Annotated in this window: 15 protein-coding genes and 1 pseudogene; 13 read left to right on the top strand and 3 right to left on the bottom strand. The window is 36.1% G+C overall.

The features are described from left to right. Positions 1–26 precede the first annotated feature (26 nt). Positions 27–650: a trimeric intracellular cation channel family protein gene (locus COL05_RS27350; protein WP_061658078.1), complete on the bottom strand. Its 624-nt coding sequence runs from the start codon at positions 648–650 to the stop codon at positions 27–29. Positions 651–742: 92 nt separating this feature from the next. Between COL05_RS27350 and hflX the strand changes: the two genes are divergently transcribed. The 7 genes from hflX (at position 743) to COL05_RS27315 (ending at position 7,199) form a co-directional block, all read left to right on the top strand. Continuing rightward, positions 743–2,017 carry a GTPase HflX gene (gene hflX / locus COL05_RS27345; protein ID WP_142337686.1) on the top strand — a complete coding sequence of 425 codons (1,275 nt, stop codon included), beginning with the start codon at positions 743–745 and terminating at the stop codon, positions 2,015–2,017. After that, complete coding sequence (locus tag COL05_RS27340; protein WP_098670871.1) at positions 2,010–3,281, top strand: methionine gamma-lyase family protein; 1,272 nt, start codon at positions 2,010–2,012, stop codon at positions 3,279–3,281. Before hflX ends, COL05_RS27340 begins: the two co-directional genes overlap by 8 nt. Positions 3,282–3,457: 176 nt before the next feature. Further along, positions 3,458–3,847, top strand: coding sequence for a transcriptional repressor GlnR (gene glnR / locus COL05_RS27335; RefSeq protein ID WP_001978453.1), 390 nt, complete (start codon positions 3,458–3,460; stop codon positions 3,845–3,847). Positions 3,848–3,895: 48 nt separating this feature from the next. Next, a complete protein-coding gene (glnA, locus tag COL05_RS27330; protein WP_000135328.1) occupies positions 3,896–5,230 on the top strand; it encodes a type I glutamate--ammonia ligase in 1,335 nt (444 codons plus the stop codon). Between the two features lie 303 nt (positions 5,231–5,533). Next, positions 5,534–5,857, top strand: coding sequence for a PadR family transcriptional regulator (locus tag COL05_RS27325; RefSeq protein WP_001102620.1), 324 nt, complete (start codon positions 5,534–5,536; stop codon positions 5,855–5,857). Further along, on the top strand, positions 5,850–6,392 hold the full coding sequence (locus tag COL05_RS27320; RefSeq protein WP_098670870.1) for a DUF1700 domain-containing protein: 543 nt from the start codon (positions 5,850–5,852) through the stop codon (positions 6,390–6,392). The genes COL05_RS27325 and COL05_RS27320 overlap by 8 nt, the downstream gene beginning before the upstream one ends. Continuing rightward, a complete protein-coding gene (locus COL05_RS27315) occupies positions 6,393–7,199 on the top strand; it encodes a DUF4097 family beta strand repeat-containing protein (RefSeq protein WP_098670869.1) in 807 nt (268 codons plus the stop codon). It abuts the gene before it with no gap. Between the two features lie 87 nt (positions 7,200–7,286). Here the strand turns inward: COL05_RS27315 and lexA are convergent, their stop codons facing one another. Continuing rightward, on the bottom strand, positions 7,287–7,907 hold the full coding sequence (gene lexA / locus COL05_RS27310) for a transcriptional repressor LexA (RefSeq protein WP_140970889.1): 621 nt from the start codon (positions 7,905–7,907) through the stop codon (positions 7,287–7,289). Positions 7,908–8,048: 141 nt separating this feature from the next. Here lexA and COL05_RS27305 point away from each other — a divergent pair, with 141 nt between their 5' ends. Both COL05_RS27305 and COL05_RS27300 read left to right on the top strand, forming a co-directional pair. Then, positions 8,049–8,705 (top strand): YneB family resolvase-like protein, encoded by a 657-nt coding sequence (locus COL05_RS27305; RefSeq protein ID WP_000991471.1) that lies wholly within the window; start codon positions 8,049–8,051, stop codon positions 8,703–8,705. A 45-nt stretch (positions 8,706–8,750) separates the two neighbouring features. Continuing rightward, complete coding sequence (locus COL05_RS27300; protein ID WP_000948565.1) at positions 8,751–8,990, top strand: DUF896 domain-containing protein; 240 nt, start codon at positions 8,751–8,753, stop codon at positions 8,988–8,990. A 39-nt stretch (positions 8,991–9,029) separates the two neighbouring features. Here COL05_RS27300 and COL05_RS27295 read toward each other — a convergent pair whose 3' ends face one another. Beyond that, on the bottom strand, positions 9,030–10,613 hold the full coding sequence (locus tag COL05_RS27295) for a bifunctional metallophosphatase/5'-nucleotidase (protein ID WP_098670868.1): 1,584 nt from the start codon (positions 10,611–10,613) through the stop codon (positions 9,030–9,032). Between the two features lie 183 nt (positions 10,614–10,796). On the opposite strand from COL05_RS27295, the pseudogene COL05_RS27290 reads away from it, so the two are divergent. From COL05_RS27290 to phnE (COL05_RS27275), 4 genes and pseudogenes are all read left to right on the top strand, one after another. After that, a pseudogene (locus COL05_RS27290) lies at positions 10,797–11,734 on the top strand (phosphate/phosphite/phosphonate ABC transporter substrate-binding protein). 83 nt (positions 11,735–11,817) lie between these two features. Next, positions 11,818–12,591, top strand: a complete 774-nt coding sequence (gene phnC / locus COL05_RS27285) for a phosphonate ABC transporter ATP-binding protein (protein ID WP_098670867.1) — start codon at positions 11,818–11,820, stop codon at positions 12,589–12,591. Beyond that, positions 12,588–13,382, top strand: coding sequence for a phosphonate ABC transporter, permease protein PhnE (phnE, locus tag COL05_RS27280; RefSeq protein ID WP_098670866.1), 795 nt, complete (start codon positions 12,588–12,590; stop codon positions 13,380–13,382). The genes phnC and phnE (COL05_RS27280) overlap by 4 nt, the downstream gene beginning before the upstream one ends. After that, positions 13,382–14,185 carry a phosphonate ABC transporter, permease protein PhnE gene (gene phnE, locus COL05_RS27275; RefSeq protein ID WP_098670865.1) on the top strand — a complete coding sequence of 268 codons (804 nt, stop codon included), beginning with the start codon at positions 13,382–13,384 and terminating at the stop codon, positions 14,183–14,185. Before phnE (COL05_RS27280) ends, phnE (COL05_RS27275) begins: the two co-directional genes overlap by 1 nt. Positions 14,186–14,320 lie beyond the last annotated feature (135 nt).

Below are 14,320 nucleotides of genomic sequence, written 5' to 3'. Positions count from 1 at the left end.
TACTTTTGGGACAACCTCTTGGATTGCTATTTATGCATTGAACGTTCGTTTGTGTCGATGCGTCTATGCGGTAAATGCCATTTGTAATGAATAGAAATCATGCGGAAGCAAACAATTAAAATGAATAAGGTGTATAGAGCCCAATCGCTAACAATAATGTGAGCGCCAATTAAGAAACCTGCCAGAATCGTCCAAAAAGCATATACATCAGCTCGAAGAACGAGAGGTTTTCTACGGGCTAAAAGATCGCGGATAATACCGCCGCCAATACCAGTTAAAACAGCTGCTACGATTGTAGCGCTAATTGGTAAATTTAATTTTTGTGCGTATAATGCCCCTTGTACGGCAAATGCTGATAAGCCAATAGCATCAGTGATATTTTCCCACTTTTTCCAGTGTCTAATTAATTTATTTGGAAAAAGAAAAATAATTGTCATTGATAAAAGTGCGATTTGGAATAACATGTCTTGTTGCCAAAACGCGACAATCGGATAACCGATTAATAAATTACGAAGGGCACCTCCCCCAAATGCGGTTGCCATTCCTAAAATATACACCCCGAAAATATCATAATCCTCTTCCATTGCAACAATGGCTCCGCTTAATGCGAAAGCGATTGTGCCTATGATGCTAAAAATCTCCCATGCCATGAATTTTCTCCCCCGCTAACTAGATGAAATGTGCTTCCTCTGCTATTATATTAGAAGGTTTAAATTTCGAAAAGGATGAGTGAACATATTTGATGGAAGAAAAAGAAAAAGTCATATTAGTGGGCTGTCAATTGCCGCAAGATGATGATGAAAAGTTTATGCATTCCATGAAAGAGCTTGCATCGCTAGCGAAGACTGCACGAGCAGAATTGTTAGTGTCTACAACGCAAAAACGACCGAAGTTTCATCCGGCGACTTATATAGGTAAAGGTAAATTAGAAGAGCTTACAATATTAACTGAAGAATTAGAACCGGATGTTATCGTATTTAATAACGAATTAACACCGAGTCAAATTCGGAATTTATCCTCAGTGTTAGATGCGAGGGTAATTGATCGAACACAACTCATATTAGATATTTTTGCGCAACGTGCGAAGTCGAGAGAAGGTAAGCTTCAAGTAGAATTAGCTCAGTTGCAATATACAATGCCGCGTCTTATGGGGCAAGGATTGTCTTTATCGCGTCTTGGTGGTGGTATTGGAACGAGAGGACCGGGCGAGACGAAACTTGAGACGGATCGTCGTCATATTCGATCACGCATTGATGAAATAAAGAAACAACTTGCGGTTGTTGTGGAACATCGAAAAAGATATCGTGAGAGAAGAAAAGATAATAAGGTATTTCAAGTTTCATTAATAGGATATACAAATGCGGGAAAATCTACACTGTTTAATAGATTAACGGAAGCTGATACATTTGAAGAAAACTTGTTGTTTGCAACGCTAGACCCGACAACAAGGAAGATGCCGTTACCCTCTGGTTATACAGTATTACTAACTGATACGGTTGGTTTTATACAGGATTTACCTACGTCGTTAATTGCTGCTTTTCGTTCCACATTAGAAGAAGCGGGTGAAGCGGATGTTATCTTACATGTTGTTGATTCTGCAGATCCTAATTATGTAGGGCATGAGAAAACAGTAAAACAATTATTGTCAGAGCTTGAAATTAATCATATTCCTATTATTACGTTATATAATAAAAAAGATGAACTACATCAAAACTTTATTCCGTTTCCGAAAAGTGACTTCTTAATGACTAGTGCTTTTGAAGAAAAAGATCTATTACATATAAAAGAAGCGATAGAAACGAAAATGAAGGAAGAAATGAATCGTTATCAAGTGGAGATTCCTCCGAGTGAAGGTAAGTTGTTAACGCTATTAAAGACAGAGACCCTATTAACAAAGATGGAGTTTTTGGAAGATAAATTTGTATATGATTGTGAAGGGTATATTTTTGCTCATTCATCGCTTAATGTGCAATTAAAGAGATTTTTAGTGGAAGAAGGAGAAAATAAAAATGTTTGATCGTTTGAAAAATGGAGAAAAAATTGCTCCAATCGTAAAAGAAGTAGAGAACCAAATTACAGAAGTACATAAACGTGCGGATGAAGTAATTGAAAGTAATCAGTTTCGTGTATTAGAAAGTTTTCGTAAACATAAAATTAGCGATTCGCATTTTATTCCGACGACAGGTTACGGTTATGATGATATTGGCCGTGATACGTTAGAAAAAGTGTATGCAGATGTATTTGGAGCGGAAGCTGGCCTTGTTCGTCCGCAAATTATTTCAGGTACACACGCTATTTCTACGGCGTTATTCGGTATTTTACGTCCAGGAGATGAGTTATTGTACATAACTGGCAAGCCGTATGATACGTTAGAAGAAATCGTTGGTGTACGCGGAAAAGGCGTAGGTTCATTTAAAGAATATAATATTGGCTATAATGCAGTTCCGCTTACTGAAGAGGGGCTTGTTGATTTTGAAGCTGTTGCAGCTGCTATTCATAGTAATACGAAGATGATTGGTATACAGCGCTCAAAAGGTTATGCTACTCGTCCGTCATTTACTATTTCTCAAATTCAAGAGATGATAGCATTCGTTAAAGAAATTAAACCAGATGTTATTGTATTTGTAGATAACTGTTATGGCGAGTTTATTGAAGAGCAAGAGCCATGTCATGTTGGTGCAGATTTAATGGCAGGTTCGCTTATTAAAAACCCAGGTGGTGGAATTGTTAAAACTGGTGGTTACATTGTTGGTAAAGAACAGTATGTTGAAGCGTGTGCATATCGTTTAACATCTCCGGGAATCGGTGCGGAAGCAGGGGCATCTTTATACAGTCTACAAGAAATGTATCAAGGTTTCTTCTTAGCGCCGCATGTAGCAGGACAAGCGCTAAAAGGTGCGATTTTTACAGCTGCATTTTTAGAAAAGTTAGGAATGAATACATCACCAGCATGGAATGCACCAAGAACAGATTTAATTCAGTCTGTTCAATTTGATGATAAAGATCGCATGATTGCATTCTGCCAAGCGATTCAACATGCATCTCCGATTAATTCTCACTTCACTCCATATGCTAACTATATGCCGGGGTATGAAGATGATGTAATTATGGCTGCGGGAACGTTTATTCAAGGTGCAAGTATTGAATTGTCTGCGGATGGTCCAATTCGTCCGCCGTATGTTGCTTACGTGCAAGGTGGATTAACTTATTCACATGTGAAAATTGCGATTTGTTCTGCAATTGATTCATTAATTGAAAAAGAATTACTAACAATTTCTTAAAGGGAAGCTGTCGATTTCGACAGCTTTTTTCGTATGAAAGTAATGATTTATTTCATTAGAAAAAAGAATGAAAAAAATTTTTAAAAAAATCATGTAAGAAAAGCTAACATCTATTGACACTAAACATAACATGGTATAAAATGAGAAGCAGTTAAGGCGAAGGAGGAACTGAAACAATGAAAGAAGATAGACGTTCTGCTCCGCTGTTTCCTATTAGTATTGTTATGGATTTAACACAATTATCTGCACGTCAAATTCGCTACTATGAAGAGCATAATCTTGTTTCTCCAACCCGTACAAAGGGGAATCGTAGATTATTTTCATTTAACGATGTAGATAAGTTGTTAGAGATTAAAGATTTATTAGATCAAGGCTTGAATATGGCTGGTATTAAACAAGTGTTACTAATGAAAGAAAATCAAACAGAAGCAGTGAAAGTAAAAGAAGAAACGAAAGAAATTTCAAAAACTGAGCTTCGCAAAATACTTCGAGACGAACTACAACATACAGGTAGATTTAATCGAACTTCATTGCGACAAGGTGACATTTCAAGGTTTTTTCATTAAAGATAGCTGATTCTGAAGGTGTTTAGAGGGACTAAGGAGGAATTTATAATGGCTAGGTACACAAAAGAAGATATTTTCCGTTTGGCGAAAGAAGAGAATGTAAAGTATATCCGCTTACAATTTACGGATCTTTTAGGAGTAATTAAAAACGTAGAAATTCCAGTGAGCCAATTAACAAAAGCTCTTGATAACAAAATGATGTTTGATGGATCTTCTATTGAAGGTTTCGTACGTATTGAAGAATCTGATATGTACTTATATCCAGATTTAGATACTTGGGTTATCTTCCCTTGGACAGCTGAAAAAGGTAAAGTAGCTCGATTAATCTGTGATATTTACAATGCAGATGGTACTCCATTTGAAGGAGATCCACGTAACAACTTAAAACGTGTATTAAAAGAAATGGAAGCTTTAGGATTCTCAGATTTCAATCTTGGACCAGAGCCAGAATTCTTCCTATTCAAAGTAGATGAAAAAGGAAATCCGACATTAGAATTAAACGATAACGGTGGATACTTCGACCTTGCGCCGATGGATCTAGGGGAAAACTGTCGTCGTGATATCGTTCTTGAACTTGAAGAAATGGGCTTTGAAATTGAAGCGTCTCACCATGAAGTTGCTCCAGGGCAGCACGAAATTGATTTTAAATATGCAAATGCAATTCGCTCATGTGATGACATTCAAACATTCAAACTTGTTGTAAAAACAATTGCTCGTAAACACGGTTTACACGCAACATTTATGCCAAAACCATTATACGGTGTGAACGGTTCAGGTATGCACTGTAACTTATCGCTATTCAAAAATGGTGAGAACGTATTCTTCGATCAAAACGGTGACTTACAATTAAGTGATGATGCTCGTCACTTCATCGCAGGTATTTTAAAACACGCACCAGCATTTACAGCGGTAGCAAACCCAACTGTAAACTCTTACAAGCGTTTAGTACCTGGATACGAAGCTCCTTGTTACGTAGCATGGTCTGCACAAAACCGTAGCCCATTAGTACGTATCCCTGCATCTCGTGGTATTAGTACACGCGTAGAAGTACGTAGTGTTGACCCAGCTGCAAACCCATATTTAGTAATGGCTACATTATTAGCTGCAGGTCTTGACGGAATTAAAAACAAATTAACTCCACCAGCTGCAGTAGACCGTAACATCTACGTAATGACAAAAGAAGAGCGCGAAGAAGCAGGTATCGTTGACTTACCAGCAACATTAGCGCAAGCTTTAGTTACATTACAATCTAACGAAGTAATTAGTAACGCATTAGGAGATCACTTACTTGAGCACTTCATCGAAGCGAAAGAAATTGAGTGGGATATCTTTAGAACGCAAGTTCACCAATGGGAACGCGATCAATATATGTCTCTATACTAAGAGAGGGAAAAGCCTTGATACTACGGTATCAGGGCTTTTTTATTTGTCTGAAAATATAGAGGCTTGTGAAATGAATTGAATAGGTGCCCACAAAACGCCCGAAAAAAATCATTGTGGATTATTAAAAATGCATGCTAGCTATGAATGAAAATGTGCAAATTGAACTATGGTGAGGATGTATTTGATTCGGAAATTAAGTATTGAAAAATACAGTACCTTGCAATAAATAATACTAAGTGGTATATTATGGATAATTAAGTACCGTGTATTGAACAGTACTGAAATGAGAAAGGGGGATTGACCTTGAACGTTCAGTTTAAAAAAGGTGTGTTAGAACTGTGTGTACTGGCACTTGTGAAACGTAAAGATTGTTACGGTTATGAACTTGTTCAGCAAATCTCAAATAAATTTTTAATATCGGAAGGGTCAGTGTATCCTTTGTTACGTCGTTTAACAAAAGAAGGATATTTTCAAACGTATTTGAAAGAATCTACGGAGGGGCCACCTCGTAAATATTATCAACTAACTGAGCAAGGGGAAACGCAACTGAATTTGTTAGTAACGGAGTGGCGTGATTTTGCAAAAGGTGTACAAGAAATTATTGAAGGGGTGGAATGGGATGAGTAAAGAACAGTTTCTTAAAGAATTATCAAGTTATCTTAGAAAGTTACCGGAAGAAGAAAGGAAAGATATTTTATTAGATTATGAAGAGCATTTTCAGTTTGGGAAAGAAGAGGGAAAAACTGAGTCAGAAATAATAAAGGGCCTTGGCTCTCCGAAAATAATTGCGAAAGACTTACTTGCGATGTATCGATTTGATGAGATGAAAAAAGATCCATCAACTTCAAATGTGACAAGAGCTGTCATGGCAGCAATTGGACTTAGTTTGTTTAATTTTATAATTGTGTTAGGCCCGTTATTTGCAATTATTGCTTTTATATTTTCCTTTTGGGTCGGTGGGATTGCTAGTGTAGTGACGCCATTTTTCGTTATTGCGAAAATATTTATGGGTACTTTTATATGGTTGGATGTATTCGTTAGTATAACGTTTGTTGGGATAGGTTTGTTGTTATGTATTGTCGCTTATTATAGTACGAAGTGGTTTAAAAGGTTATGTGTACGTTATGTCATATGGAACTTCAAAATGATAAAAGGGGAGTAGATGATGAAAAAAATATTGTTAGTAGCAATCGCTTGTATTATTATTGGAGTTATAGGGATTTCACAAACATATGAAAAAGCAGTACAAACTGCGGAAAAAGGCGATAAAGAAAATGTAATTAAAAACGAAACATTAAAAAATATAGAAGTTAAGTTAGATGCCGGGGATATTATTGTCCAAAAATCTCCTGACTCTTCTTTTTATATCAAGCAATCAGGAGATGTACGTAAACAAGAGATTCGTATCGCAGAAGATGGTGACACATTAAAAGTTATTGGGGAAAGAGAAAAAGGTGCCTCATTTGATTTTTCTTTTTACGATTTTAGGTTTCAAACGTCAACAGTGACTATATTTGTACCAGAACGTTCTTACAAAGAGATAAAAGTAAATTCATCCGCTGGACAAATAGAAATGAGTGATGTAAACAGTGATCATGTAACTGTTGGGACCCTCGCTGGAGAAGTAGATTTGAAACATGTCACGGCAAAAAGTGTGGAAGGATCTTCAAAAGCTGGAGAGCTGAGCTTTAAAAAGGTAATAGGAAAAGTAACTGCGAAAACGGCTAGTGGAGAAGTGCATTTTATGGATCATGATCCTAAATATGATGTAGAGGCAAGCTCAACTGCTGGAGATGTAGATATTACTTTATTAGAAAAACCACAAGATGCGGTAATTACTGGGCAAAGTGCTGCCGGAGATGTAACAATTTTTAATGAAGAAAATAAAAATGTAAAAATTGGAAATGGTAGTAAAAAGATTAGTGGTAAAACAGCAGCTGGCGATGTGACGATTAAAACGCGTTCATAAGAAATAGAATGTATGAAAATCTATCAAAATACAAAAAAGAAGATAATTACCGTATGTAAATAAGGTAATTATCTTCTTTTATTATGTTTAATGTAAATCACGATATACGCCAATTACTTTACCGATAACTGACACTTGTTTTAAAATGATAGGTTCTAATGAAGAGTTTTCCGGTTGTAGACGGAAATGGTCTTTTTCTTTATAGAAACGTTTAACAGTTGCTTCGTTATCTTCTGTTAAAGCAACTACAATTTCACCATTATATGCAGACTGTTGTTGGCGAACAACAACTAAATCTCCATCGAAAATACCAGCTTCAATCATACTATCTCCAGAAATACGTAACATGAACACTTGGTCTGCTCCAGCAACAATGCTAGCTGGAAGTGGGAAGTGGTCTTCTACACTTTCAACTGCTGTAATCGGTAATCCAGCAGTAACTTTTCCGACAATTGGAACTTGAATAACAGATTGTGTTTCTGTATCCATTCGATCGTCACCTAAAATTTCAATTGCACGTGGTTTTGTTGGATCGCGTCGAATGTATCCTTTTTCTTCTAATCTTGATAAATGTCCGTGCACTGTAGAACTAGAAGCGAGGCCGACTGCTTGACCGATTTCACGTACGGAAGGTGGATATCCTTTTTCTTGTACTTTTAGCTTAATAAAGTCGAGAATGTCTTGCTGGCGTTTCGTTAACTTTTCCATGTTTTCTAACACCTCGTTTTCTTTCATTTTTCTTATTAATAAGTATAACATGCGAAAAAACATTCTACAAACATAAGTTCGAACAAAAGGCGAATTTATGTTAAACTGGAGGGAAATAATAGTGAGAAAGAGGGGTTCATAATGAATGCAATTATTTATGCGCGTGTGAGTACAACAAAAGAAGCACAAGAAACGTCATTATTACGTCAAAAAGATGAATTATTGCATTTAGCAGAGCGCTATCAAATGAATGTTACTAAGGTGATTGAAGAGCAGGCTAGTGGCTATACAATTGAGCGTGATGGCATATTAGAAGTGCTAGATACAATTAGAGACGAACAAATTGATGTACTACTTATACAAGATGAAACGCGCCTTGGTAGGGGAAATGCAAAGATTGCACTAATGCACTGTTTACATAAAGAGGGAATAAAAGTATACACGCATACGCATAATGGAGAATTACAATTGTCGGATTCTGATTCGATGGTATTAGATATTATTGGTATTGTTGAAGAGTATCAAAGAAAGATTCATAACTTAAAAATTAAACGTGGTATGCAACGAGCAGTAGAAAAAGGCTATCGTCCAGAAAATAATTTAAAGAACCGTCATTTAAGCGTAGGACGAGAGAAGAAAGAAGTGCCGATTGAGGAAATTGTACGTTTGCGTAAGAGTGAACTTACTTTCGAAGAAATTGCGGCAACGCTTCGCGGCTTTGGTCATAATGTTTCAAAAGCGACTGTACATCGTAGATATGTAGAGTATACAAAGCAATTGCTTGATAAAGAAGAGTAACTATTGTATGATAATAATCAGTTTTGATTAGAAGGGGGATTCGAGATGCTTAGTCACGAACTCGTTGAACGCATTAACTTCTTAGCGAAAAAAGCAAAAGCTGAAGGTTTAACTGAAGAAGAACAACGTGAGCGTCAATCGCTACGTGAACAATATTTAAAAGGATTTCGTCAAAATATGTTAAACGAACTTAAGGGAATTAAAGTCGTTAATGAACAAGGTACTGACGTTACACCGGCGAAATTAAAAGCTTTAAAAAAGCAAGATAATGCAAAATTAAACTAAAAGATGGGCGAAGCCCATCTTTTTTATTTATTATATTCGTTATTTAATAACTTTCCAGTTGTTATTAACCGTTGCTTCTATCTTTTTATTTTTCAAAATATAATTAGCGATCAGTTCAGACATATCTGTTGGTATGTCTTTTATTACGGGCTTATTTTGGAACATAAAGAAGTTTCCTCCGCCGCTTGCGCGATAATTATTCATAACGACGTCATATTCTTCATCCATATTAAGCGGAGCGCCTTTGTATTGTAAAGATTTGACCCTTTCGCCAATAGGTTTGGAAATGTTTAATACGTACGAAATCCCTTCCCACATATCGTAATTATAGTGTTGCGGCTTTGGTTCTAGGAAGGTAGGGTTTACGATGATGGATCCATCTGCATGTAATGTGAAATAAGAAGCTGAGAGTTCTAGGGCATCTTTTATATCCGCTCCAGTTATTCTAATTACTTGTAATGTATTTGGATAAATATAATTAGAAACGATGTCACGCATTGTTACATGTTCCGGGAAACCTGGAGATGTATTATGAAACAAGCTTGTACAAGAAATTGATACATTAGCTATATCCATCTGTATTTTATTTATGAATTCAATAAAAGGATGGTCTTGCAAACGAGTTTGCATAGCGTCTGAAATTTGCATGTCCCCATAGATGAATCCAATAGGTTGATCGAGCCAATTTTGTGTTTTCTCTTCATAATCGGCAACTAAGGAAAGAATATGTTGGTCCGCCGCAATTCCTTGCACGGGCAATAATTGTGAATAACTCTCTTTTTTCACCCATTTTTGTTCTGTTTTTTCAAATGTTATTGTTATTTTTCCAACGGAGTGTCCATTGCATCCGGTCTGTAAAATTGTTACACCATTTATTACGGTGTCAGCGATTTCTCGGTGTTGGTGGCCTGTTAGCAAAATATCTATTCCTTCAATTTCATGGCACATTGCATATCCTTGGTTTTCACCTGTTAAAACTTCAGTCGGTACCCCGGTTTGTAAATCGCGTTCAAATCCTCCATGATACGCTACGACTAATAAATCTGGTTTCTCGTGCTCGTGAATGTAAGAAACCCACTTTTTTGTTGATTCTAATGCATCTTCAAATTGTAAATCTTGAATGTGATGGGGTTGTTCCCAATTAGGAATGTAATGCGTTGTTATCCCTAAAATAGCAATTTTTATATTTGATTCAATCTGTTTTATTATATATGGTTTTCCGAAATAAGATTCTTTGCTGTTTTTATCTAAAATATTTGCTGATAAATACGGGAAGTTGGCAGTAGAAATAGCATGATTTAATACATCCATTCCATAATTAAATTCATGATTCCCAATCACTGCAGCGTCATAACGTAAATAGTTTGCTATTAATGACATTGGGTTTTTCTTATCTTTTTCATATGTAGCGTAATGATAAGTAAAGGGTGTTCCTTGTATGAAGTCACCATTATCAATTAATAGGACGTTTCTATTTTGGGAACGTTCTTTTTTTATAAGAGTAGAAATTTTAGCTAAACCAATTTCAGCTTTGGAGTTATCTTGATAGTGAATTGGATAAACAGTACCATGTATATCACTTGTTAATAAGATGTTTAAAGTTACAATTTGATTTTGATTCAATATCATTCACCTTTTCTATTATTATCTACTAGTTAAGCATATCAAATATATGAAGAGAATTTTAATGAGAGTGTATAGAATGTGTAAAGATTCTGTAAATAAGCAATTATTAATAAAAATGTGTGATATATTTCTTCATGTTCACGGAAGGTAATTTATAACAATAAAAATGGAGGTATTAATATGTTTAAAAAAGTTTTTGCAATGAGCACAACAGTTGTACTAGCAGCGGGATTATTAAGTGGCTGTGGAACGAAGGAATCAAGCGCAAGTAAAAATGAAGATACGAAAAAAGGGTATGTACCGAAGACTTTAAATGTTCAATTTGTTCCTTCTCAAAATGCAGACACGTTAGAGGCGAAGGCTAAACCACTTGAGAAGCTATTAAGTGATAAATTAAATATTCCGGTAAAAGTTAGTATTTCAACGAATTACAATACAATTGTAGAAGCGATGGCATCTAAGCAAGTAGATGTAGGCTTTTTACCTCCAACAGCGTATGTGCTAGCACATGAGAAAAAGGCTGCAAACGTAATTTTACAAGCGCAACGTTTTGGAGTAGATGATGAAACAGGAGCACCTACAAAGGATTTAGTAGACTTTTATAAATCTGAGTTTGTAGTTAAGAAAGATTCAAACATTAATAGTGTAAAGATTTAAAAGGTAAAAAAATTGGTTATCAAGATGTAACGTCATCAGCGGGATATGTATGGCCTGCGGCTGTACTACTAAAAGAGGGCGTTGATCCGTTAAAAGATGTGAAACCTGTTACATTAAAAGGTCACGATCAGTCGCTTATTGCTCTTTTAAATGGTGATGTAGATGCAGCTGTTGTATTCCAAGATGCTCGTAATATTGTAAAAAAAGATTATCCAAATATATTTGATCAAACGAAAATAGTGAAATTTACAGAGAAGATTCCAAACGATACGATTTCGGTACGCTCTGATTTAGATGCAGAGTGGAGTAAGAAATTACAGGATGCTTTCATTGAAATAGGAAAGAATGAGGAAGGTCACAAAATCATTAAAGAAGTATATTCACATGAAGGATATGTTAAATCCGATGATAGTAAATTTGATATCGTTCGTGAATATGGAAAGAAAGTAAAAACGCAATAATACATATGGAAATGGCGGCTAACTGGAAGGATATGTTTTCAGTTAGCTTACAGTTTTGAATACATAGAAGGTAGGTAAGATGAGTGATAGAGTTTCGAAATGTCTCTAAAGTGTATCCGAACGGTACAAAAGGGTTGAATCATATAAACTTGAACATTCAAAAAGGTGAGTTTGTTGTAATGGTAGGGCTGTCTGGTGCTGGAAAGTCTACACTTTTAAGATCAGTAAATCGCCTTCATGAGATTACAGAAGGTGAAATCATGATTGAAGGTGAGTCTATTACTGCTGCGAAAGGAAAAAGTTTACGCCGCATGCGCCGGGATATTGGTATGATTTTTCAAAGTTTTAACCTTGTAAAGCGATCAACGGTATTGAAAAATGTGTTAGCTGGACGTGTTGGGTATCATTCGACTTTGCGTACAACGTTAGGTCTATTTCCAAAGGAGGACTTGGAGCTTGCCTTTCAATCGTTAAAAAGAGTAAATATTTTAGAAAAAGCATATGCACGAGCTGATGAATTATCAGGAGGGCAACAGCAACGTGTATCGATTGCTAGAGCGTTGGCGCAAGAAGCAAAAATCATATTGGCAGATGAACCTGTTGCATCGTTAGATCCGCTCACAACAAAGCAAGTATTAGATGATTTGAAAAAAATTAATGAAGATTTTGGGATTACAACAATTGTAAACTTACATTCTATTGATTTAGCTAGGCAATATGCGACTCGCATTATTGGATTACATGCGGGTGAAATTGTTTTTGATAGTTCAGTAGAAGAGGCGACAGATGAAAAATTTGCTGAAATTTATGGAGACGTTGCGCAGAAAAGTGATTTATTAGAGGTGGCAGTTAAATGAATGACGTGACGATATATTCGAAAGCGATACCGAAGCCGCCGGGTAAGTTGAAACATATGTTAACGGCTATTCTAGTCATTTTGCTGTTGTGGGGAAGTTGTGTACAGGTCGACGCATCATTTTCAAAACTAGTAGTGGGTTTTCCTAATATGATGGATTTGTTAAAAGAGATGGTGCCGCCTGATTGGAGTTATTTTCAAGTTATTACAACAGCGATGTTAGATACAATACGTATGGCGATTATTGGGACGACTTTAGGAGCGATTTTAGCTATTCCACTGGCACTATTTGCGGCAAGTAATGTATTTACTAGTACATTCTTGTACGGTCCAGCTCGATTGATTTTAAATTTTATCCGAACGATACCAGATTTATTATTAGCGGCAATTTTCGTAGCTATTTTTGGAATAGGACCACTTCCAGGTATTTTAGCTCTTACTTTTTTCTCAATTGGGTTCGTGGCAAAATTGTTGTATGAGTCAATTGAATCAATTGATCCAGGACCGTTAGAAGCGATGACAGCAGTAGGAGCAAATAAAGTACAATGGATTGTGTATGGGGTAATTCCGCAGGTGAAAGCACATTTTGTCTCCTATGTTCTTTATACATTTGAGGTGAACGTACGTGCAGCAGCTGTTTTAGGTTTAGTAGGAGCAGGTGGTATCGGATTATATTATGATCGTACACTTGGATTTTTACAATATCAACAAACTGCATCTATTATTATCTATACTCTTGTTGTTGTTTTGTTAATTGACTACATTAGTACATTATTGCGGGAGAAACTATAATGAGTAGAACGACGATGATTGTGCCAAAACCGAAAAAACCGAGTATATATCGCTGGATTATTTTAATAGCACTTACATTTGTATATGTATGGGCTTTTTCAGGTGTACCGTTAGAAGGAATCAAAGATACGGCGGGAGAGATTACAAAAGCAATTATGACAGGTGTATTGAATCCGGATTGGTCGTATGTATCTTTGCCAGATGGTGAAGATTTAGTACATGGTTTAATTGATACGTTGGCAATTGCGATATTAGGTACATTTATTTCTGCCTTTTTATCTGTTCCATTCGCTTTTTGGGCGGCAACGAATATGAGTAGTGGAAAATTAACTTCGGGAACTGGGAAATTTGTACTTAGTTTTGTCCGTACATTTCCTGAATTAGTTATGGCCCTTTTATTTATAAAAGCTGTTGGACCAGGTTCTTTTGCCGGCGTTCTAGCTTTAGGGTTACACTCTATTGGAATGTTAGGGAAATTATATTCAGAAGGAATTGAAAATATAGATAAGGGGCCAACAGAGGCGTTGATAGCAACAGGCGCGAATCGCTTTCAAATACTTTGGTATGCAGTATTACCACAAGTATTACCGGATTTTCTATCGTATACGTTATACAGGTTCGAAATTAATGTACGATCCGCTGCTATTTTAGGTGTTATTGGAGCAGGTGGGATTGGAACGCCTCTAATTTTTGCACTGAGTTCACGCAATTGGTCTCGTGTAGGAATTATTTTATTAGGTATCATTTTAATGGTTATTATCATTGACTTTATTTCAAGCTCGATACGGAAGAAAATTGTATAAGTTATTTTAAAAGCACCTACAAAAGGTGCTTTTTTATACTATAAGAATAATGAGTGTAGACATTATGGAATAACAGGGGGATATTTTGGCTTTACAACAGGAGTTTGTACTTGTTTCGAATGAAAAAAGGATTGG

The sequence above is a fragment of the Bacillus sp. AFS059628 genome, assembly GCF_002571225.1.
In the GTDB taxonomy this organism is placed as follows: Bacteria; Bacillota; Bacilli; order Bacillales; family Bacillaceae_G; genus Bacillus_A.
This window is presented reverse-complemented; position numbering and strand designations above follow the sequence as displayed.

Bases quoted from the DNA above. Each gene is read 5' to 3' on its own strand.
- lexA (WP_140970889.1), bottom strand. From the start codon at position 7,907: ATGGAAAAGTTAACGAAACGCCAGCAAGACATTCTCGACTTTATTAAG.
- phnE (WP_098670865.1), top strand. From the start codon at position 13,382: ATGAGTAGAACGACGATGATTGTGCCAAAACCGAAAAAACCGAGTATA.
- COL05_RS27300 (WP_000948565.1), top strand. From the start codon at position 8,751: ATGCTTAGTCACGAACTCGTTGAACGCATTAACTTCTTAGCGAAAAAA.
- phnE (WP_098670866.1), top strand. From the start codon at position 12,588: ATGAATGACGTGACGATATATTCGAAAGCGATACCGAAGCCGCCGGGT.
- COL05_RS27320 (WP_098670870.1), top strand. From the start codon at position 5,850: ATGAGTAAAGAACAGTTTCTTAAAGAATTATCAAGTTATCTTAGAAAG.
- COL05_RS27350 (WP_061658078.1), bottom strand. From the start codon at position 650: ATGGCATGGGAGATTTTTAGCATCATAGGCACAATCGCTTTCGCATTA.
- hflX (WP_142337686.1), top strand. From the start codon at position 743: ATGGAAGAAAAAGAAAAAGTCATATTAGTGGGCTGTCAATTGCCGCAA.
- glnR (WP_001978453.1), top strand. From the start codon at position 3,458: ATGAAAGAAGATAGACGTTCTGCTCCGCTGTTTCCTATTAGTATTGTT.
- glnA (WP_000135328.1), top strand. From the start codon at position 3,896: ATGGCTAGGTACACAAAAGAAGATATTTTCCGTTTGGCGAAAGAAGAG.
- COL05_RS27305 (WP_000991471.1), top strand. From the start codon at position 8,049: ATGAATGCAATTATTTATGCGCGTGTGAGTACAACAAAAGAAGCACAA.
- COL05_RS27340 (WP_098670871.1), top strand. From the start codon at position 2,010: ATGTTTGATCGTTTGAAAAATGGAGAAAAAATTGCTCCAATCGTAAAA.
- COL05_RS27315 (WP_098670869.1), top strand. From the start codon at position 6,393: ATGATGAAAAAAATATTGTTAGTAGCAATCGCTTGTATTATTATTGGA.